At 64.5% G+C, this 19,771-nt stretch carries 18 protein-coding genes; 11 read left to right on the plus strand and 7 right to left on the minus strand.

Annotated features, from left to right (window positions below):
* Nucleotides 1–85: 85 nt before the first annotated feature.
* Both IFT87_RS16695 and IFT87_RS16700 read left to right on the plus strand, forming a co-directional pair.
* On the plus strand, nucleotides 86–835 hold the full coding sequence (locus IFT87_RS16695) for an SGNH/GDSL hydrolase family protein (RefSeq protein ID WP_192191293.1): 750 nt from the start codon (nucleotides 86–88) through the stop codon (nucleotides 833–835).
* Entirely contained in the window at nucleotides 832–2,307 is a 1,476-nt protein-coding gene (locus IFT87_RS16700; protein WP_192191294.1) for a carboxylesterase family protein, read from the plus strand. Before IFT87_RS16695 ends, IFT87_RS16700 begins: the two co-directional genes overlap by 4 nt.
* Here IFT87_RS16700 and IFT87_RS16705 read toward each other — a convergent pair.
* Both IFT87_RS16705 and IFT87_RS16710 read right to left on the minus strand, forming a co-directional pair.
* Nucleotides 2,304–3,896 carry a tryptophan halogenase family protein gene (locus IFT87_RS16705; RefSeq protein WP_042466351.1) on the minus strand — a complete coding sequence of 531 codons (1,593 nt, stop codon included), beginning with the start codon at nucleotides 3,894–3,896 and terminating at the stop codon, nucleotides 2,304–2,306. The genes IFT87_RS16700 and IFT87_RS16705 overlap by 4 nt on opposite strands.
* Before the next feature lie 86 nt (nucleotides 3,897–3,982).
* A complete protein-coding gene (locus tag IFT87_RS16710; RefSeq protein ID WP_342211185.1) occupies nucleotides 3,983–6,667 on the minus strand; it encodes a TonB-dependent receptor in 2,685 nt (894 codons plus the stop codon).
* 374 nt (nucleotides 6,668–7,041) lie between these two features.
* Here IFT87_RS16710 and IFT87_RS16715 point away from each other — a divergent pair, with 374 nt between their 5' ends.
* The 3 genes from IFT87_RS16715 (at nucleotide 7,042) to IFT87_RS16725 (ending at nucleotide 10,658) form a co-directional block, all read left to right on the plus strand.
* Entirely contained in the window at nucleotides 7,042–7,965 is a 924-nt protein-coding gene (locus IFT87_RS16715) for a hypothetical protein (protein ID WP_192191295.1), read from the plus strand.
* A gap of 246 nt (nucleotides 7,966–8,211) precedes the next feature.
* The gene (locus tag IFT87_RS16720; protein WP_192191296.1) at nucleotides 8,212–8,526 is read left to right on the plus strand and encodes a hypothetical protein; all 315 of its coding nucleotides are present in this window, start codon (nucleotides 8,212–8,214) and stop codon (nucleotides 8,524–8,526) included.
* Nucleotides 8,523–10,658 carry a relaxase/mobilization nuclease domain-containing protein gene (locus IFT87_RS16725; RefSeq protein ID WP_192191297.1) on the plus strand — a complete coding sequence of 712 codons (2,136 nt, stop codon included), beginning with the start codon at nucleotides 8,523–8,525 and terminating at the stop codon, nucleotides 10,656–10,658. The genes IFT87_RS16720 and IFT87_RS16725 overlap by 4 nt, the downstream gene beginning before the upstream one ends.
* 38 nt (nucleotides 10,659–10,696) lie before the next feature.
* On the opposite strand, the gene IFT87_RS16730 is transcribed toward IFT87_RS16725, so the two are convergent.
* On the minus strand, nucleotides 10,697–11,419 hold the full coding sequence (locus tag IFT87_RS16730) for a HEPN domain-containing protein (protein ID WP_342211181.1): 723 nt from the start codon (nucleotides 11,417–11,419) through the stop codon (nucleotides 10,697–10,699).
* Between the two features lie 15 nt (nucleotides 11,420–11,434).
* Complete coding sequence (locus tag IFT87_RS20920) at nucleotides 11,435–11,593, minus strand: hypothetical protein (RefSeq protein WP_342211182.1); 159 nt, start codon at nucleotides 11,591–11,593, stop codon at nucleotides 11,435–11,437.
* A 352-nt stretch (nucleotides 11,594–11,945) separates the two neighbouring features.
* On the opposite strand from IFT87_RS20920, the gene IFT87_RS16735 reads away from it, so the two are divergent.
* Genes IFT87_RS16735 through IFT87_RS16750 form a run of 4 tightly spaced genes read left to right on the plus strand, consistent with a single transcriptional unit; the run spans nucleotide 11,946 to nucleotide 14,590 of the window.
* Nucleotides 11,946–12,620, plus strand: a complete 675-nt coding sequence (locus IFT87_RS16735) for a hypothetical protein (RefSeq protein ID WP_056405786.1) — start codon at nucleotides 11,946–11,948, stop codon at nucleotides 12,618–12,620.
* 14 nt (nucleotides 12,621–12,634) lie between these two features.
* On the plus strand, nucleotides 12,635–13,276 hold the full coding sequence (locus IFT87_RS16740; protein ID WP_056405787.1) for a hypothetical protein: 642 nt from the start codon (nucleotides 12,635–12,637) through the stop codon (nucleotides 13,274–13,276).
* A 31-nt stretch (nucleotides 13,277–13,307) separates the two neighbouring features.
* On the plus strand, nucleotides 13,308–14,102 hold the full coding sequence (locus tag IFT87_RS16745; RefSeq protein WP_056405788.1) for a MobA/MobL family protein: 795 nt from the start codon (nucleotides 13,308–13,310) through the stop codon (nucleotides 14,100–14,102).
* On the plus strand, nucleotides 14,099–14,590 hold the full coding sequence (locus IFT87_RS16750) for a hypothetical protein (RefSeq protein ID WP_056405789.1): 492 nt from the start codon (nucleotides 14,099–14,101) through the stop codon (nucleotides 14,588–14,590). Before IFT87_RS16745 ends, IFT87_RS16750 begins: the two co-directional genes overlap by 4 nt.
* A gap of 862 nt (nucleotides 14,591–15,452) precedes the next feature.
* On the opposite strand, the gene IFT87_RS16755 is transcribed toward IFT87_RS16750, so the two are convergent.
* Entirely contained in the window at nucleotides 15,453–16,289 is an 837-nt protein-coding gene (locus IFT87_RS16755; protein ID WP_192191298.1) for an NmrA family NAD(P)-binding protein, read from the minus strand.
* Entirely contained in the window at nucleotides 16,282–16,737 is a 456-nt protein-coding gene (locus tag IFT87_RS16760; protein WP_249403403.1) for a nuclear transport factor 2 family protein, read from the minus strand. Before IFT87_RS16760 ends, IFT87_RS16755 begins: the two co-directional genes overlap by 8 nt.
* A 57-nt stretch (nucleotides 16,738–16,794) precedes the next feature.
* Here IFT87_RS16760 and IFT87_RS16765 point away from each other — a divergent pair, with 57 nt between their 5' ends.
* Nucleotides 16,795–17,409, plus strand: coding sequence for a TetR/AcrR family transcriptional regulator (locus IFT87_RS16765; RefSeq protein ID WP_249403404.1), 615 nt, complete (start codon nucleotides 16,795–16,797; stop codon nucleotides 17,407–17,409).
* A 164-nt stretch (nucleotides 17,410–17,573) separates the two neighbouring features.
* On the opposite strand, the gene IFT87_RS16770 is transcribed toward IFT87_RS16765, so the two are convergent.
* Nucleotides 17,574–18,302, minus strand: a complete 729-nt coding sequence (locus IFT87_RS16770; RefSeq protein ID WP_192191299.1) for an SDR family oxidoreductase — start codon at nucleotides 18,300–18,302, stop codon at nucleotides 17,574–17,576.
* A 51-nt stretch (nucleotides 18,303–18,353) separates the two neighbouring features.
* Between IFT87_RS16770 and IFT87_RS16775 the strand changes: the two genes are divergently transcribed.
* The gene (locus tag IFT87_RS16775; RefSeq protein WP_249403405.1) at nucleotides 18,354–19,262 is read left to right on the plus strand and encodes an AraC family transcriptional regulator; all 909 of its coding nucleotides are present in this window, start codon (nucleotides 18,354–18,356) and stop codon (nucleotides 19,260–19,262) included.
* The last annotated feature ends 509 nt before the right edge of the window (nucleotides 19,263–19,771 follow it).

Genomic DNA, 19,771 nt, shown 5'->3' on the forward strand with positions numbered 1-19,771 from the left:
CCACAACCCATAGTTGGCCGGTCGCACAAAATTTAGCTTTGCCGTCTCATTATGCGATAGCGCTGCGAGAGTTCCGGAGCGCAATATGAAAACGATCTTACTCAGCTTGTCTCTGGCAGCAGTGGCCGCACCGACAATCGCGAAGACGGATGATGTGAAGGCCAGCGCCGCGCGCCAAGCGGAGGAGCGGTTGCATACCGATTGGGCATGGCTCGGCCGCTACACGGAGGCCAATGCGGAGTTGCCGGCCGGCATGGCGGGCCCACGCGTCGTCTTCATCGGCGATTCAATCACACAGGGCTGGTTCGACATGGCCCCTACCTTCTTTACCGACAACAACCGCATCGGACGCGGGATCGGTGGGCAGACCACGCCGCAGATGGTGTTGCGCTTTCGCCAGGACGTGATCGATCTGAAACCCGCAGTCGTACAGATCATGGCCGGCACCAACGACATTGCCGGTAATACCGGGCCGATGACGCCCGACCAGTCGAAGGCCAATATCATGACGATGGCGGAACTTGCGCGCGCGCACGGGATCCGCGTGATCCTCGCCTCGATCCCGCCCGCCGCGAATTTTCCGTGGCGGCCCGGCCTCGAAACCGCCGACAAGATCGTGGCGATGAATAGCTGGTTGAAGGAATATGCTGCGCAGACCGGCGCTACCTATGCCGATTACTGGACGGCGCTACACGACGGCAAGGGGTTCCGCGCGAGCCTGACCTATGACGGCGTCCATCCGAACAAGGCGGGATATGCCGTCATGGGACCGGTTGCCGAAGCGGCGATCCGCGCGTCGCTCGCCAAGCCGGCGCCAAAGGCGCTCGCCCAGTGATCGTCCTCGCGCTGGCGCTCGCAGCCGTCACCGCCGGCCCGGTGGTGCGCGCCGACGATGGTCCGGTCCGCGGCGAGGCGCTTGCGAACGGCGGTGCAGTGTTCCGCGGCATCCGCTTCGCCAAACCGCCGACCGGACCGCTGCGGTGGCGCGCGCCCGAACGGCCGACGCGTTGGACTGAACCTGTCGAGGCAATTGCGACCCATGCGGCCTGTCCGCAACCCGTCTATGGCGACTGGAACCGGGACGCGGCGATCAATAGCTCGGAGGATTGCCTGTTCCTCGACGTACGCACGCCGACGTCGAGCGCGACCGCGGCGCTGCCGGTGCTGGTATGGATCCACGGCGGTGGCAATCGCGCGGGCGCCGGCGGCGGCACCGTCGAATCGCGGATCACCGAAGCGGGCGTCGTGCTGGTGAGTGTCCAGTACCGCCTCGGCGCGCTAGGCTTACTGTCGCATCCCGCCCTCGGCCGTGAACAGGGCGGGCATTCGGGCAATTACGCGCTGATGGACCAGCAGGCGGCGCTCGCCTGGGTCCAGCGCAACATCGCGCGCTTCGGCGGCGATCCAAAGCGCGTCACGATTGCGGGGGAATCCGCCGGCGCGCAGGACGTCGCGCTACACCAGCTGGCCCCGGCTTCGCGCGGATTGTTCGCGCAGGCGATCCAAGAAAGCGGAACGCCCGGTTTCGGCGTCGCGCCGCGCACGCTCGCGCAGAACGAACGCCTGGGTGAACGTCTCATAAGGGCCGCCGGACTGCCGGATACGGCCCCGACCGCCCAGCTCCGCAACCTGTCCGTCGACAAAATCCTGGAGGCGCAAGACGCAGTCGATGTTCCCGATCTGGACGATGACAGCTTCATCTGGTTGCAGGCGGTAATCGACGGTCGCGTCCTGACCGACACGCCCGCCAAGCTGCTGGCGAGCGGCCGGTTCGCACGGACGCCGCTCGTCATCGGCGTCAACGCGAAGGAACTGCCCCTACATGGCGGTCGCGCGGCGGCGGAGGCGACGGTTCGACGCGAATTCGGTGCGGGCGCCGACCGGGCGCTCGATCTCTACGGTTTCCAGCGAGGCGGCACGCCGGTCGATGATCTGCGCCTGGGTGACGTCACCGCGCAGATCGCCGATGACGTGACCTTTCGCTGTCCGACGATCGCCGTCTCCAAGGCATTCGCACGCATCGGTGTACCGGTGTGGCAGTATCAGTTCGACTACGCGCCGGCTGGCGGCACGGTCAGCCATGCAAGCGAGATCGGCTATGTGTTCAACCCGCCGCAACCCGGCCAGCCGCCGCTGCAACGCTATTGGGTCAACTTCGTCAGAACCGGTAATCCCAACAGCGCCGGGTTGCCCCTATGGGCGCGCTATTCGGTCGACACGCGCGCTTACATGGCGTTCGAACAGACCGGCCCGGCTGCGCGGCGAGACCTGCGCGGGCCAATCTGCACGCTGCGCGACACTCCCTAACGCGCCGGCATCATCAGGCGATCAGGAGGGCCGCCCGGCTCGGCAGGCTGCGCGAGCCCCGGACTGCGCGCAGCCAGGCCGAGGAACGCGTCGTGCGGCTGCGCGAGCGCAACAGCCTGTGCAATCGACTCCTTCATCCGGGCAAATGCCGATTCAAGGTCCGGAACCGAGAAATGGTCGGCACCGGGATCATGCGCGGCCGCGTCGATCCCGAAGCCTGCATACATCGACAGCCAGCTCGGATCCTGGAACGATTCCCACTCATACCGGACCAGATGGCCGCGCGCCTTGAACAACCGGAGCTTGTGCGCCAGCGCCTCGGGAAGCGCCGTGTCGCGGCAGCGATCCCACATCGGCTCTCCACGCCTGACATTGGCAAAATAATGGAGCAGCAGGAAATCGCGGATCCGCTCATATTCCAGCCCGGTCGTGCGATTATATTCCTCCGCCAGCGCGGGATCAAACCCGCAATCGGGTAGCAAGGCGAGAAGCTTTTCGATACCCGTCTGTATCAGCGTGATGCTGGTCGATTCGAGCGGTTCCATGAAGCCCGCGGCGAGACCAAGTGCGACACAGTTCCCCTGCCAGAAGGCCGTACGCCGCCCAGTGCGAAAGCGGATCATGTTTGGCTCGCCTAGCGCTTCGCCCTCGAGCCTCCCCTTCAGCGTAGCGACCGCCTCGTCGTCAGAGATGTGACGGCTCGAATAGACATACCCGTTGCCGACGCGGTGCTGGAGCGGGATGCGCCACTGCCAACCGGCTTCGAGCGCGGTGCTGCGTGTATACGGGGTCAGCGGCCCCGATCGCGTGCATGGCATCGCCACTGCCCGGTCGCACGGCAGCAGGTTCGTCCAGTCTTCATACGGCACGCCCAGGGCGCCGCCGAGCAGCAGCGACCGGAACCCCGAGCAGTCGATGAATAGATCGCCGTCGATCGCCTTGCCGCAACTGGTGTCCACCCCGCTGATGAACCCCGTGCGACCGTCGACGCGCACATCGGTGATAGTGGCATCGATGTGTTCGACGCCCCATGCGATCGCCTTCTGCGCCAGGAACCGTGCGAATAGCCCGGCATCGAAGTGCACCGCCCAGTCGAAAAACAGCAGATCATGAACCGGCCGGTCGGTCGGCGGCATGAACAGGTTGCGCTCCGCCAGCGCGGTCGCGAGACAGAAATCGGCCAGCGGCGAAGCGTGACCGGCAGCGTTCATCTTGCGCCAGTAATGATGGAACGCCACGCCGCGCGATCGCATGCCGTACAGGCCGAACGGGTGGAAGAAGCGCTCGCCTTCGCGCTTCCAGTCGACGAACTCGATGCCGAGTTTGACCGTGCCCTGCGTCGCCGCCATCACCTCCTGCTCGGTGACGCCGATTTCGCGGAAGAAATCGCGGATGCCCGGCACGGTCGCCTCGCCGACGCCGACCGTGCCGATCGCGCTGGAGTCGACGACCGTGATCTTGACCGGCTGGCGGTCGAGCCGCCGGGCGAGCAACGTTGCCGCCATCCACCCCGCCGTGCCGCCCCCGACGATGACGATCGAGCGCAGCGGCCCGCGGGCGGATGCCGGACCCGGTGTTCTGCCCGTCATGACCAACTCCCCGTCAACGCAGTCCGGCGTACAGGTGCCCGCCACCCCGATGAAAGCCGGCGGGCATTTGCGTCACACATTACGCCTCAGAACTTGAAGCGTGCACCCGCCATGAACCGGCGCTCGTAAATGTTGTTGTAGGCCTTCTCGTCCGGGAAGGTCAGATAGTATTTCTCGTATTCTCCGGTCAGGTTCGACCCTTGCGCATACAGCGTCAGGTTTGGCGTGAAGTCGTAGCTGATCGACGCGTCAACATAATTGGTTGGTTGCTGATAGAGTTCGAGACCCTGGATACCGCCGAAATTCTGCTGCACCGCGCGCTTAGAGCGATAATTCCACGCGACACGCGCCTGGAAATGATCGTCCTGGTAGAAGCCCGCCAGATTGGTCTGGATCTTCGAATTATCCTGGAACGGGATCGCATCGCCCTTCAGATCGACCGCGCCGGAGTCGGACGGCGAATAGGTGATGTTCGCGTCGATACCGAAGTTGGTCAGGATCGACGGCATGAAGCCTAGGTCGCTGAACGACTGTTTCCAGCCTGCCTCGACGCCCTTCAGCGTCCCGCCATCGCCCTGCACCGGCGTGCTGATCGAGACCGTCCGGTTGCGGACGACGCCGTCATTGTCGGGCAGGTCGGTGCGGACGATGTTGCCCGACTGGATGAAGCTCGCAACGTCGATGTAGAAGGCGCCGACGCTGATCAGGCTGCTCGCGCCGATATAATATTCGAGCGATCCCTCGACGTTGGTGGCGCGCCACGGATCGAGCTGCGGGTTGCCGTTGGAACTGCCGCCGGTGACGCGGAACACGGGCGAACCGGGGTTGCTCGTGTCGATCGCATAGGTCGGGTTAAGGCCGCCGCCCCATTGGTTGAGGTCGAGCAACGTCATCGTCTTCGAATAGGCAAGCCGCAGCTTCACATTCTCGACGAGGTTGAACGCGAGATTGAAGGCGGGCAGGAAGTCGGTGAAGCTGCGCTTGGTCTCGACGGTGCCGTTGCTCAGATTGGCCAGGCCATAGGGCTGTGGCGAACCGGTGACGAACTGCGTGATGTCGAGCTTGGTGTTGATGACCTTGAGGCCCGCATTGCCCGACACCGGGATGCCGAACACGTCGCCCTTGACGTTGAGCTGCGCGTAGCCCGAAATCTGCTTCACGCCGACGTTGAACGACGCGCCGGGGTTCTGCACTTCCACGTTGCCGGGATAAAAGCTGTTCTGGAACGCCAGCGCGTTGTCCATCACCTTGGGATCCAGCACGTAGATCGGCGGCAGGCCAGCGCCCGGCAGGTTGTACTGCTTGACCTGCCCGTTGAAGATCGGATCGCTCGCCTTGCGGACCTGCCCTGCGGTGTAGGGAGCGAAGCTGGCGGTCCCGAACGTGCCCGTACCGGCACGGCACGAGGCATCGTTCAGGGGGACGTCGAATGCCTTCCATTTGACCAGGCAGCCACCCGCCTGCGACGCCTGCCCGGCATAGAGCGGTGCCGCGCGATCAAATTCGAAATCGTCGACCGTGCGCTCGCTATACCGGCCACCCAGGGCCAGGCTGACATTGTCGTTCGCCTCGTAGGAGACGTCACCGCGGATCAGCTTGAGGTCGCCCTTGCGCCGGTAATTGCCCTCCGACGAGGTCGTCTTCATCGTGTAGCTGTCGATATTGCCGAGCGCGTTCGTCAGCTGCGATGGCAGCGTGAACACGGGCTGGTTGCCGGTGAAATCGACCGTCGCTGGTAGCGACGCCGCGCCCGCCAAGGTGTTGACGACATAGCCGCCGGGATTGAACGCGACGTCTCCCGTCGGATAATGACCGATCCCGCCCGGCTGCCACTGCGCGCCGTTGGACGGGCTGAACTGCAGATAGCTCTGGTCGTAGTTCGAATAGGCCTTGCCGTAGATACCGCGCAGGCTTGCCTTGAAGCGACCGCCATTGTCGTACTTGAGTTCCACATTGTAGTTCTGCGACTGCGACTTGAAGCGATCATTCTGCGCGTACGAGTCGAAGTTGCCGAGATCGTAATTATAGACTTGTGTGGTGTTCAGGTCATAGTCGCGAGTCACGCCGCCGTTGCTGAGCGAAACAACCGAACCCGTGTTACGCGACTGCCCCGGGACGAATTCGGCCGCCTGCCAGTTGACGTTCTGCATCTGGATGCCGGCAGTCCGGTCGTTCTCGTTCTGGCGGGTGAAGAACGCGTCGGCGTTCAAGGTCAGCGCATCGCTGATCTCCCACTGCGCCGAGGCATTGATACCGATCCGCTCGCGCTGGTTCACCTTGTCCCAGGCGGTGAAACCCTGTGGGACGATGAACGCGTCGTTCGAGTCACCGTCGCCGTTCACGTCGCGGCCGGTACCGACGATCGTGCCCTTGGGACGATTGGCGGGCGAAAAGCCGCTGCTCAGGTTGACGTCGCCAGTCGGGTTGGCGGCAGTGTTGAACTGCTCGTTGTGGAGCGCTGCGCCATAGCCTTCCTGGATGCCGTTGTGCGAGTTCGACAGATGCAGGTTCGAATAGGCCCCGGACACGAGGAAGCCGACCTTCTCGCCACGGAAGCCGAACAAGCCGTTCAGGTTTGGATCGAATTCCTTGGTCTTGTCGCCGTACGCGCCCTCGGCGGCAGCCGCGAAGGTGAAGCCCTTCTTCAGGTCGAACGGACGGCGCGTGCGCAGGTTGACGGTGCCGGTGATGCCCGCGTTGAGCAGGTCCGCCTGACACAGCTCGCCGCCGAACGCTTCCCCGTCGAGCGCGCACCGATGAGTAAGGGCGATCGCGCCGCATACTGGCTGGGTGAGTACGTCAAGGCGCGCCGCGAGCTACCGCATCTCAAGCCCAGCGACTTGCTTGCGCTCATCGCGGAGCAGGACGCCGCGGCATGCGGCGCCACCTTCACCCGCATCATCAAGCGACTGGCACAGCCGCATCTGGTCGACAACACGAAGGCCAGCCCCTCGCCTGCTCCCGCACCGCGCCGCAAAGTGCCCGTGCCCGTACCACCCGTCACCTCCCCCCATCCACTTCAGAGCACGGCGACTGCCGCGCCCCCGCCCCCGCCATCCGACAGCGATGATGACAATAGTGCAACGGACTCCGATCTGCTCGCACGCATGGGGCGCATGCGGGCGACCCCGCCGAGGCAGCAGGTATGAAGCTGCGCAAGCACGCCGACCGGCCAATGCTGCTGGCCAGCGGCAGCAAGGCCGGTGGCAGCGCCAAGACGAGCGTGCTGCTCGCCACCACTTCGCTCGCGCTGCTCGCCGGCTTGCGCGTCGGCATCATTGATGCCGACGCCGCGGGCACCAGCGCGATCTCGCACCGCGTTCAGCACCCCGACGTGCAAGTCATCCCGCTCGTTGAAGGCACGCGGGTGCCGGCGCTGCTCGATCAGTTCGCGGATCGCGACATCATCCTGGTCGATGTTGGTGCCAACGAGCTTCTTCAGGAGCGGACATTCGCCACATTGGCGCGCCTCGCGCAACGTATTGGCGGACGTGACGGCAACGCCGCCATGCTGGTGTCGCAGATCCCGCACAAGGCCAACATCATTGATGACATGCGGGGAACCGTCAACGCGCTTGGCGACCTGCTCGACATCCACATCGTCCAGCAGAACATCGATCGCACACGGGCTTTCGAGACACTGCCACCGTCGCTTGCCACACTGCCGCGGCACCAGGTCCCGTACCTTACACCAGCCGTGCTCAACATGGCGCTACCGACGGGCTGGGTTCCGGCCGACTTCATTCGTCATGGGCTCTACGATTATGAGCGACTGCGTGGGCAATGGGCCGCACACCTGCTGCACATCGCCACCTCCAACGGCTTCGCGCACTGGCTTGGTATTGATGCCGCGATTGCTGTCCTCACGCAGATCGCCCCGCTGGCACCCCGTCATCCGCTGCCCCTCCATGTGTCGGCAGATCGTCTCACCGATGGCGTCGTCTATTGCATCGAAGCTGCGGAAGACGCGCTTGCTCGCATCAAACTGACCAACGACCCCACAGAGATCCTGGAAGCGAAGCGTCTCCATCGCTGTGCCATCATGTGCTTCGATTGGTTGGTCGCATGATGGCGCTCCATAGCCGCGGGGCATCTCCTCCAGTTCGGCGTCTGGCCGGTGACCAGATATCGACATCATCACTGGCGGCGCTCGTGTTCCGGCCGCCTGTTCGTGTCCTGCAGCATCAGCGCAGCTGGGGTGACCAGAGGGTCAGCACGGAAGTGGGCGGTAGAGAGGGCAGGATGGGCCCGGTAAACCGGGCCATGCGGTTGTTCCGCGCTGCGCTTGTCACACCCGTGGCAGCCGGAGGCTGCGATGGGCGTCGTTGAACCGACGCCGGGCGGCGGATCGCGCGCGATCTCGACCAAGCTCGACCCAGCGCAACTCGCGAGGTTCGAGCTGGCGGTCGCGGCCTCGGGGCTCAGCCGTGCGGCGTTCGTCCGTTCAGCGGTGCTGCGCCAGATGGTCGCGCTGCACCCGTACGAACCGCTGATGGCACAAGGCCTCGCCACGCTGGCGGCATGCCGGGCCGCGATGAAGAGCGGTAAGGCGGTGGATGATGCGCTCGTGCGCCGGCTCGATGCGCTGATCGAAGCGCTGCACCTGCTGGCGGAAGTGGAGCTGCGATGATCATCGTCGCGATCAGCCACCGCAACCGCCAGCAGCGCCGCGCCATGGCGCGCGCACGCGGGCAGCAGGTGGCGCGTGCCACCGGCGCACAGGTGCGCGCGCATTTCATGGCGCTGTCGAATTATCTGCGCGATGCCGACCCTGCTGCGCTGGAGGCTCTCGGCCTCGCGGACCACGCCGACCATGCGCTGCTCGGCTATGTCACCGATCAGGCGCATGGCGGCGAGAAGGTCGACCTCATCGGCTACCGCAACCTGCCCGCCAACTTCGAGCGCGCGCAGACCGAGATGCTGGCGCAGATCGCACGGGCCCGCGGCACCGATCCCATCGAGCATTACGTCATCAGTTGGGGTGACGGCGAACACCCGACGCCGGAACAGGTCCACGAAGCGGTCGCGCTCCTGATGCGTGTCCTGAGCCTCGAGGAGCATCAGGCGATCTACGCCGCGCACCGCAACACCCGGCACTATCATGTCCATGTCGCGGTCAACCGTGTGCACCCGGAGAGCGGCACGGTCGTCGCAGCAGGCGACGGCTGGCAGCTCAACGCGGCCGGGCAAGCGGCAGCCTTGATCGAGCATCGCCAGGGCTGGTCCGCCGAGAGCGGCGCGCAGTACCGGGTCGTTGCCGACGGCGTGCGCCACATCGACAGCGACCGACTGGTCCGCCATGCCGATGGCAGCGCCACCGGAGTGCACCCGCCCGACCGCCGCACCCTGGACAAGCCGGTCGACAGGCGGCTGTCGCGCGGCGCGCGCGGCTACGAGGCGCGGACCGGACGCATGTCCTTCGAGCGCATCGCGATGACGATCGCCGCCCCGATCATCGCGCGTGCCCGCTCGTGGGACGAGCTGCACGAGGAACTGGACAAGGAGGGTCTCGGCTACGCAGGCTACGGTACCAACGGCGCGCGGATCACGATGGGCGAACGTGCGATCTCGGCGAGCATTGCCGCACGCGGCGCGGCGCTCACGCAGCTTCAGCGGGCCGACCGGCTCGGCGCCTTCAGGCCGGGCAAGCCCGAGCAGATCGTCACGCGCAAACCGCGCTACCTGCCGGGTCAGGAACGACGTCCCGGCTATGAGGCAGCGCGCGCTGCGCACGCAGGCGCAGTGACCGTCGCACGCGAACAGCTCGGCGCGCAGCGCGCGCAGGCACGTGCGACGATCATCGCGTGGCGGCGGAGCTTCGCCGCCGAGATCAACGCCGGCAACTGGCGCGGGCGCGGCGACCAGCTGAACGCGACGCGCAAGCTGTTCGGGATGCACTTCGCCGGAATCGAACGGGAGCTGATGGCGGCGACCGCACCGGCACTGGCCGCGCTCGATGCCGCGGCTCGCTTCCCCTCCTACGACGCATGGTGCGCAGGCGCGAGCGCCCCGTCTGTCCCGCAGGCACTCGGCCTTGCGGTGCCGATGGTGGTCGCGTCGTCCGGCGACCATGCCGCCGCGGGCGTTCCGGTCGCGGGCTATGAGTGGCAGCGCCGCGAAGGCGTCTGTATTTACCGCCGCGTCGGCCAGCCGCGGCCAGCGTTCACCGACCATGGGCCGACGCTCGCCATTCACACGCTCCAGCGTTCGGATGTGGTCGCGGCGCTTAAGCTGGCGCAGCAGAAATGGGGCCAGGTAGAGCTGATCGCGGGGAACGACACCTTCCTGCGCATGGCGGTCGAGGTCGCGGACGCGGAGAAGATCACGCTCACCGGCAAGCTCGCAGCGCGCATCCGACAGGAACTCGAGCAGGATGCTACAAGATCAACCCTGCCCGCACCCACGAGACCTGCACCGACAACCGAAACGGCACCGACATCGACCAGCGCGGTGTCGCTGCCGGCAGCGACGACGATGTCCCAACCGCCCTCACCTGCCCCGCCGACCCGCGACGAGATGCGCGGTGAGCATCCGGCGGTCGATGCATGGCTGGATGAGTGGCGGCGTGATCCGAAGGCGATGGCAAAGCTGAGGCCGCTGGCGGCGAAGGCATTCGCCGATCCGAAGGCGCGCAACCTGCTCGATCAATGGGCTGCCGAAGGGCTACCGACCGCAATGCGGTTGCGGCAGCATGCGGCTGACCATGCGCGGATGCTGGCGGCACAGGCGCAGGCACCCGGTCGCGGGCTGGAATTGCGGTAACCGGCACGGCAGCGTGTCACTGCCGTGCGGCTGCGCGGTCAGCTGGCGAGATGTGCCTCGCACACGTTACGGACGAGATCCTGCAGGACACCGACGCGTTCGGTAAGCCACGTCAGTTCCTCGTCGGTCACCATGTAATGCGGTGAGTAGCGCGCATCGACGTAGGCGCGGCGGAGTAGCTCGAAGCTGCGCTGCTCGAAGCGCGTCGTTCGTGGCCATGCCGTGATCAGCGACGGCGCGATGCGCTCGGCCTGCGAGCGCAGGAAATTCAGCTTGTGCGACTTGGGGCTGTAGAGCGTCAGGACCAGCAAGGTGCAGTGATACAGGCGCTCAGCGGCTTGATGAAAATCGAAGGCTGCAACGTTGCTAGAGCCGCGAGCAGCTTGAAACTTCGCACCTTCAAGAAAGTCGATCGCACCGGGAAACCAGTGCTCATAGGCTGACCTTCTTTCATGTGCAGCAACTTCAACCGACAAGCGCTGCGGCTTCTCGAACGGATGATCTTCGGCCTCGTAGAGCGCAATTCCGTCACGCACGATGTCAACGAAGAATGGTCGCCCGCGCTTGAGCTGGCGGTTCACGTCGGTGAGGCTGTGCACGATGAAATTGGTCGGCGTCCGCAGCCGCCCGGTGATCGTCTGCTCCTGCAGCAGCCGGTCGTCCGCACCACGCCAGTATTCCATGACATCGGCCAGGTCGTCATCGTTGACGACCACCAGCAGGTCATAGTCGCTGAAGTATCCACCGACCGGATCGGCCACCCAGTCACCGCGCGCTTACGAGCCGAACAGCACCAGCTTGAGGATGCGGCCCGCCTTGCGGTGCGGGGCGTTGCGGGCCTTCAGCGCGTCCTCGAACTCGGCGAACAGGATGCGCGTGACCAGCTCGAGCTCATGCCGTTTGGCCAGGGGCAGATGATCGAGGTCGCGGCGCATCTGGACCGTGCCTAGCCGATCCGGGGGCGTGCGCGCCAGCCATCGCGGCACCCCACCCCTGTCCCGACAAGAATCATCAGGAGAGCGATCATGAAAAAGACACGGACTTCCCGCGTGCGGCCAAAAGCAGCCGCGGCATGGAAAAGCTGCTTCGCTGGTGAGGAAGTGAAGAGCCGGAAGGAAGGGAAAAAGAGGTGGCGAGAGCCAGCCTCGCCCGCAGTGCTCTTCAGCCTGCTGCGCGTCAGCGCAGCCGGTGTCCGTCGCCCCGCCTGGGGGCTCCACCTCATCGCGCGTCCGCCACCATGCCCGTGTTTCCGGGGGTGACGGCGCGTGTCTCCTGGACCTGTACATCATGCTGCCATCCCACATCATCACCGCGGTCGCCTTCGCGCGGCTCGACCTCGGTGACACCCTCGATCAACCCGCACCGCAATTGATCGGTGCCGCCACCTTCACCGGCCATGTCGCGAACGCGAGCGTGGAATTCGCGCTCGATGCCGCGGTGCTCAGTGCAAAGGATGCGCCCGAGGCGCTGCTGCTGTGGCTGAACCACCGGCTCGAGCACGACCGCAGCACGATCACCGGATACGACCTCGCCGCTGACGCGCGGCTGCTGGAGGCGCTGCCGCTGGGTCGCTGGTCGCCCGCCGTGCGCGTGCTTGCCGGGCGCCGTCAGCCGCTCATCGACCTCGGCGCCATTGCCGATGGCGAGCCGATCGACTTCCGGGCGTGCTGCGCAGCGGTCGGCGTCCCTTGCTCGATGCGCGATCCGGTCCGCGACTTCACGGCGTGGTGCACCGGGCGCCACGACGTGATCGTCGGCGCGCTCGAACTCGACGTGATCGCGGTCTGGCGGCTGACGATGATGCAGATCGCGGCGCGCACCAGCCTCGGCGCCGAGGTCCAGCGCATCATCGACGCTCACCTCGCCTGCTGGCTGCGCAGCGCCGACTTCGCAGGCGCTGCCACGCACCTCGCAAACCTGAACGCCGCCGGTCCCGCCACCCCGCCTTCCACCACGCACTGAGCCGGAGATCTCCTATGTCCGCCATCACCCACGACAGCTTCGCGCTATCGCCGTTCACGCGTGCGGCAACCGTCATTACGCTTCGCACCATCTCGGTCTGCCCGGGCCTCACCTTTCAACCGTTGGGCAGTCCGCCGATCGGCATCGCGCTGTTCAGCGTCGTGCCGCATGCAGATGGTTACGCCTTCCATGCCCAGGCGCATGCGCTGCGCGACGACGCACTGCCGGACACGCTGGTCACCTGGCTCGAAGAGCGGTTGCCGGCCACCGGCGCGGTGCTCACCCGCGAGCGCGACCATCTCCGCCACATCTTACGTGGTGGATCGGACACGTTGCGCCATCCGCGCGTGGCAGCACTCGTGCGCGATGGTGCGGAACGCGTGCGCGTCGTGCCGGACGCGGCGATGCGCCATGTGGCGGCGCTGCCGGCGCTCGGCATGCCGTGCCTGTGCCGCGCGGGCGAGGACTGCTTGCTCCAGCTGCCCGCGTTCTTCCTCCCCGATCCTGACGAAACCGAGGCCGGGCTGATCCGCGTCGCGCAGGCGACGTGGAAGCGCTGGGCCGAGCAGCATGCCGCCTGGACCGGGCACGACCACCCCGCGCGCGTCGCGCTGCAGGCGCTGGCAGACCGCGCCGCTGGCGCCGGCGATGCCTGATCTCCTCCACCATCTCCAAGGAACATCACCCATGAACGCCATCACCACGCTGCACGCCCGCCGTGCGGTCAGCATCCGTCCGATCTCCGCCAAGGGCTTCCGCCTCTTCGACACCGATCGTCGCGCCACCCACGCGACGGTCACCGCCAACTACCTGTATGTCACACGTCAGGCCGGATGCGATGCGCTCGGCCCGCTCGACTTCCGGCACCGTGACGATCTTATCGCGCACGGGCTCGAGTTGTCTGCCAACCATCCGCGCTGGGCCGAGGAGGACGGCCGCATCTGGCGTGAGGCTGACGCGGCGACCGCCGGCCTCGCCCCTGACGCGGTGCGCGCCTGGCACGTCGTCGTCTCGCTGCCGAAGACCTGCGATACCGACGACTGGATCGCGATGGTGCGTAATTACGCGCGGACCACCATTGCCGCGCATGGTCCCGCCATCGCATGGGCGATCCACGCCAAACCTGACGGCGACGGTGGCTGTTGCGTCCCGCCGCACGCGCATCTCGTCATGACCACCCGCGTGTGGCGCCACGACGCCCGCCACGGCCACACCGTGCCGAGCTGGTGTGGCCCCGCCATGCAGGCGCGGCTTCACGCCGACTGGCTGGCGCTACTGCCGGACGCGATGCGCGCTGCGGCGATCACGCCCTACCGCGCCGGCACCTACACGCCCGCGCATCCCGACTGCGCTGCGCTCGCCGAGCTGTTCGGCAACACGGCCCCCACGACCAAAAAACCCATCGCCCGGCGCATCCGGCGCCGGCCCAGCCGCAGGATCAGAGAGGAGCGGAAGTGTCCCTTCGAAGGGAAGGGAAAATGAAGAAAGGCACCATCATGCTCACCCTCCAGCACTATCTCCGCGCCGCACGCGACCTGCTCGTCGGCGATGTCACCGCGCCCATGCTCAACTTCAGCGGCGGTCCGCTGCTCGACGAACAGCAGCTTCAGCCGCTCTGCGCCTTCGTGCGCGAAAGCCAGCAGGAGCTGGTCTATCTGCACTTCGGGGCCGATCTCGACGACGGACCGCTCACCTTCCAGTCGATCGTCCCGCGCCGCAACGTCATCGTCATCTGCCCGGCGGGCGAGCTCTGGGCCCCGCTCGGCAGCGGGCGTTGCGCGCTCGTCGGTGCCGATGACCACAGTGGCTATCAAGCGTTCGCGGGCGGCGAACTCGCCTTCCACAAGGGCAGTCGCGCCGCCGACCTGCAGCCCGGCATCCAACGCGCGCGCAAGCGGCTCATCGCTCGAGCACGCACGGTCTCGGTAGACGGAACCGAGCGCAACACGCGCGCTATCCTGCGCGCCTGAAAGTCACGCCTGCCTCACCTGCGCCGGCTACACGCCGGCGCACCCTTTCAGCAGATCAGAAAGAGCGAAGTGTAAAATGGAAGGGAAAACAAGAAGGGGTTCCGCTAAAGCGGATACGATCCGGACCTTACCAAACCGTTAAGCGCCTGACCCGCCGCACATTTTCTTTTCAGACGCGGCGTTCGAGCAACATCGACCATGCATTGTCGGCCGCGCTGCCGAGCGGCGCTCATCTTCCTATTTTTCCTTTCCCTTATTTGCACAACTATGTGCCTGGCATGGAAAAGTAGGCGCATGGTTAATGCACCTTACGCATGACGCATCGGTCAATTGACGTTCGGGCTGCTATCGTATTTTTGGCAAAGTTCGCTCTTTTAATTATCTTGTCGTCCTTGAGCCGGTTCGATGAATTGCGATTTCATCTCATATGAACTGGGCCTGTTATCATATACCCGGAGGCGCGCGGAGTTCTGGCACTATCTGCAGCGACTTGTCGATGCAGGCTACGGTTGGAGGATCATGTTCGGGTCCGCCTAGATCGTGTGGCCAGACGCCATCGCAATCGCAATAGCAATCGAATCTATTTGAACCGCGCCCTTCTGAAATCCGCAACAAAAGCGCGATATTACACAAAACAACACCGCCCGTTTTCTGAGATTGCCTAACTACGACTGCCCAAGCTGAAGTAGCGGGCGACTGACCGTTCACGACGCAGCGGAACCGACCCACATGCAGACATTCGCGACGTCTGTTCGTTCACCCAACTGCGGTCATTCATTCATGTGAGAATTACGGGTCATGCCGCATGCCTGCGCCCCGACTATCCGTATACCAAAGCGACGGATCCACCCCGCCCAAAGACCTAAATGCCTTTCAATGTGGCGCGCTGCGAAACAAGGAAACTCGCAAGTGATGTCGCAGGTCTACCGGTTAACTCATAAACGTTCCTGGTCGTGCGATCCTCCGCACCCCCTGCGATCAGTTCGTCCATGCCGGCAAGTGCCGCCGCATAATCTTGAGGAAGGCCGGAAGCGATATAGCGAGCCGTCAATTTCTGCATGGAAAGGCGGTAATGCCGCACCGGCCGACCGATTACCTGACTTATTGCGCGTGCCACCTCGTCATAGGTAAGCGCCTCGGGTCCGGTCAGCACATGATCGCCGGACACCAGCGTCGGATCGCACAGCGCTGCGACCGCGACGGCAGCGATGTCTGCGGCGTCGATAAACGGTATGCGCCCATCCGCTGTCGCAGAATAGATACATCCGCTGTTCAGGATCGATGGCAGATGCTGGGTCGTAAGGTTCTGCATGAACCAACTTGGACGCAGAACCGTCCAGCGCGGAGCATGGGCATGAAGCCAGGCGTGTACCTCACCCATCATGGGAGCACCTTCGGCAAGCGAAGACGCGCTCAGCAGCAGCAATCGCCCTGATACCCGGGCAACTGCCTGTTCAAGAAAGGGCAGCATGACGGAGAGGTGGTCGGCACGATCTGTCGGTGCAACCAGATACACGGACGTCACGCCATCCAGCGCTGCGCCATAGGTCGTCGTGTCCGTCCATTCGAACCGGACCTGATTGGATGACGAGGGTCGCCGGGTTGCGATCCGCGCCTCAATGCCACGATCGGTGAGCTTATCCGCGACTAACCGTCCGGTCTTGCCGGTGCCGCCAGTCACCAAGACCCGATCATGCATGCCCGCCCTCCCCGGTCGTGAGCGCATCCACTAGCGCAGCACCTTTGGTTGCGCGCAACACGACGAGCGGGTTCCAGTAATCCCGGTAATGAACGATACGCCCACCGGCCGTGCGGATCACAGAGACATAACGTTGGTCGTACGGCTCACCCGTCGCCACGCCGCGTCCGAAACCCTCAAACTCGATAATGACGACATTGGGATCGGTTGATGGATGAACGACTGCCGCTCCCATGCTATCAAAGGCGATTATCTCGCTCAATCCCATCAAGTGCGTGGCAATGGCGGCCCGCCCTTCCAGGCGTGTCGGAAGCCCAGCTCGCGAGTACGGGAATTCCATTACCCCGTCCTCGGCCATCATTTCGACGAAGCTGCTGGCGTCAGCGTCGATCCTGTCGCCCAGTGTCTGACGGAGCAGTGACGAGAAGCTTTGAATATTTTCGGTCATGAACTATGCCTCGATCGACGGAACGCTACTGTTCCATCCATAGATAAAGGTTTCGCGATGGAACGCAACCGTTCCGACGATAAAATCGATCGTGCCCGTTCACCGAGCGGTGCGGCTGTCATGCGCACCGACGTGACTGAGGCTCTGACCCGAGCCTTCTTTAACGACTGGGCAAGCGCCGGCTATTCAGGTCTCAGCCTGGAGCGTGTCGCGCGATCGGCAGGGGTGGGGAAAGCCGCGCTTTACAGACGATGGCCTGACAAGGCTGCAATGGCCAGCGACCTTCTATCACGCGTGGGCCTGACGATCACAGATGTCGAGGAACAGGGGTCTCTGGAAGGCGACCTGAAAGCAGCACTGTTCGCCATTCGCCGAGTGCTTCGCCATCGTCAGGTGAGGCGCATCGTCATGGATCTTCACGCAGAGATGGAACGGACCCCAGCGCTAGGACAGACGATACGGCCGTTCCAGCGTGCCCGGCGTGAGCGGATCAATGCATTGATCGATCGCGCTATCGAGCGGGGTGAGGTAGCGCCCTCTATCGATCGCGAGACGGCAGCAGACCTTGTCGCAGCCCCGCTTTATTGGCGTTTGGCGGTTTTGGGCAGACGATCGGATCGAACTCATGTTGAGCAGTTGGCCCGAATGATTGCATCCGCTCTTCGAGCCTAAAAACAAACTGCGACCTTATGAAAGAAGGTTGCACGAATAACAGGATAAGGCCGGTCTCGGTAAATCGTACGGCTGACCCAGAAACCGTAATTCAAGCGGTGCCGAGCGCCAACCTAAAGCGGACGCTTGTTCACGACACGAACAAGCGTCCGCGTGCGCGGTGGCTACCAGGCTACCACGCCTGCATCATCGTATAACCCGCCGGTTGGGCCGTCGTCCGCCAGCGTGGCAAGGCGGACAGCGATGGCGGCACCCTGCTCCGGGGTGCGAGGCCCGGTGTGTTGATTGAGATCGGTCGCCGTGTAGCCGGGACAGGCGGCATTCACTTTGAAGCCGAGTGGCGCCAGTTCCTTGGCGAACGCCACCGTCACGGCGTTCAGAGCAGACTTCGAGCTGTTGTAACCGAGCAGGTTCGCCTCGTGCGCCATCGGTGCGTCGAAGTCCGACGCCCACGCCAGTGAGCCCAGGCTGCTGGACATCATGACGATCCTCGGGGCGTCGGAGGCTTTCAGCAAGGGCAAGAAGGCCTGTGTTGCCCGAATCGCGCCAAACACATTCACGTCGTAGATCGTCCGCACATCCAAGATCCGGTCGTTGCTCGGCGCAACCCAACCCGTGGATATGCCGGCATTGTTGACGAGCACGTCGAGCTTGTCCGTCGCGCCCGCCAGCGCTTCGGTAGCCGCTTCGACGCTGACGTCGTCGGCGACATCGATCGTCAGCGAGCGGATGTCGAGACCTTCGTTCCGCAGCACGTCTGCCGCGGCTTCGCCCCGCCGTTGGTCGCGGCTGCCCAGCCAGACGGTGTAGCCGAGCTTGCCGAGCCCCCGCGCGATTTCCAGTCCGATACCCTTGTTCGCTCCCGTCACCAGAGCCGTTCGATTGTCCGTCATAGTCGTTCCTCCAGAAGGTGACCTCCAGATGGGATGTCGCTGGTGTGCGGCATGCGCGATCCGCGCGAGAACTTGCCTGATCCGATCAGTCACCTTGTCCTGAGCGGCGGATCGACACACGTTGGCTGGATGAAAGAAATGTTGGATAGCCTCTGTACCATCGTCGATCGGCATGCCGCCGGTCGCTATCAGCCCAGTGCACTACCACGCGTGGCGCTCTACAAGGACGGCGCCGCGCCGCAGCCGGTCGCGGGCGTCTACCAGCCGATGATGGCGCTGATCGTCAGCGGCGCCAAGGAGATCGCGATCGGCGACCGCCACCTCCGCTATGACCCAGCCAGCTACTTTATCGCTACGGTCGAACTGCCAGCCTCGGGCTGTGTCAAGCTGGATCTCCCGGATCAACGCTATCTGGCGGTCAGCCTCGACCTGGACAGCGAGCTACTTGCGTCGGTGCTGGCGGACGTCGAAACGGAAATTCGCTCAGCCGAGCCAGCCTTCGCGGTCAATCCGGTCACAGCCGATCTGCTCGACGCGTGGCTACGGCTCCTTCGCCTATTGGACACGCCGCAGGATATCGCCGCGCTCGGGCCGCTTTACGAACGCGAGATCCTGTACCGACTGGTGCAGGGCCCCCAGGGATCGATCGTCCGCCAGATCGCACGGGCGGACAGCCGCCTCTCGCAGGTGCGCCGCGCGATCGCGATGATCCGCAATCGGTTCGATCAGCCGATCCGCAGCGAGTCCTTGGCGGAGGCGGCGGGCATGAGCCCTGCCTCGTTCCATCGCCACTTTCGTACCGCCACTGCGATGAGCCCGTTGCAATATCAGAAAAGCTTGCGACTTCAGGAAGCCCGCCGGCTGATCGTCGCAGGGCGAGACGTCGCCGGTGCAGGCTATGCCGTCGGCTACGAGAGCGCATCGCAATTCAGCCGTGAATATGCCCGGCTGTTTGGCTAGGCGCCCTCGCGTGACGTCAAGGCACAGAAGCCGCATTTCTCTGGCTACGGCATAGGAGCGGCCTAGAGTACTGACCCATAGCCGGTCATTCGCGGTTCGTTTTCGGCTTCCCAACTTCAGACATTTGTTCATCGAAATATTTGTGGTCGGCTTCCGGGCTGCCGACGCGGGAGCGAACTTATAAGACGCGATCGCTCGCCATCGACCGCGTGCCAAGCCTCAGTTTAGGATGGCGCCGCTGTTCGCCCGCGTGAAGGCTTCGTCCGGATCAGGCGTCGCGCCTCTGTCCTGAGGGCGATCGCCGTATCCCGGTCGCTTGGCGAGATCGTTCCATCGACCCAAAATATCGACCTTGTAGACCGGTTCGCTCCAGTCGTTCGCACGACCTCGTCAAACGCGATCGATACTGCGTCATCGCCATAGCCGAGGATGCCGGTCACCCTCTCCGTGATCGCGTCAGTAAGCCGGCTTCTGATCGTCCGACTTGCCCGGCCATAGCTTGACGATGA

It is taken from the genome of Sphingomonas sp. CFBP 8765, from assembly GCF_014841445.1.
Classification (GTDB): Bacteria; Pseudomonadota; Alphaproteobacteria; order Sphingomonadales; family Sphingomonadaceae; genus Sphingomonas; species Sphingomonas aerolata.

Coding starts and splice junctions, on each gene's coding strand:
- IFT87_RS16695 (WP_192191293.1), top strand. CDS start 86: ATGAAAACGATCTTACTCAGCTTGTCTCTGGCAGCAGTGGCCGCACCG.
- IFT87_RS16705 (WP_042466351.1), bottom strand. CDS start 3,896: ATGACGGGCAGAACACCGGGTCCGGCATCCGCCCGCGGGCCGCTGCGC.
- IFT87_RS16715 (WP_192191295.1), top strand. CDS start 7,042: ATGAAGCTGCGCAAGCACGCCGACCGGCCAATGCTGCTGGCCAGCGGC.
- IFT87_RS16720 (WP_192191296.1), top strand. CDS start 8,212: ATGGGCGTCGTTGAACCGACGCCGGGCGGCGGATCGCGCGCGATCTCG.
- IFT87_RS16725 (WP_192191297.1), top strand. CDS start 8,523: ATGATCATCGTCGCGATCAGCCACCGCAACCGCCAGCAGCGCCGCGCC.
- IFT87_RS20920 (WP_342211182.1), bottom strand. CDS start 11,593: ATGCGCCGCGACCTCGATCATCTGCCCCTGGCCAAACGGCATGAGCTC.
- IFT87_RS16735 (WP_056405786.1), top strand. CDS start 11,946: ATGCTGCCATCCCACATCATCACCGCGGTCGCCTTCGCGCGGCTCGAC.
- IFT87_RS16740 (WP_056405787.1), top strand. CDS start 12,635: ATGTCCGCCATCACCCACGACAGCTTCGCGCTATCGCCGTTCACGCGT.
- IFT87_RS16745 (WP_056405788.1), top strand. CDS start 13,308: ATGAACGCCATCACCACGCTGCACGCCCGCCGTGCGGTCAGCATCCGT.
- IFT87_RS16750 (WP_056405789.1), top strand. CDS start 14,099: ATGAAGAAAGGCACCATCATGCTCACCCTCCAGCACTATCTCCGCGCC.
- IFT87_RS16755 (WP_192191298.1), bottom strand. CDS start 16,289: ATGCATGATCGGGTCTTGGTGACTGGCGGCACCGGCAAGACCGGACGG.
- IFT87_RS16760 (WP_249403403.1), bottom strand. CDS start 16,737: ATGACCGAAAATATTCAAAGCTTCTCGTCACTGCTCCGTCAGACACTG.
- IFT87_RS16765 (WP_249403404.1), top strand. CDS start 16,795: ATGGAACGCAACCGTTCCGACGATAAAATCGATCGTGCCCGTTCACCG.
- IFT87_RS16770 (WP_192191299.1), bottom strand. CDS start 18,302: ATGACGGACAATCGAACGGCTCTGGTGACGGGAGCGAACAAGGGTATC.
- IFT87_RS16775 (WP_249403405.1), top strand. CDS start 18,354: ATGCGCGATCCGCGCGAGAACTTGCCTGATCCGATCAGTCACCTTGTC.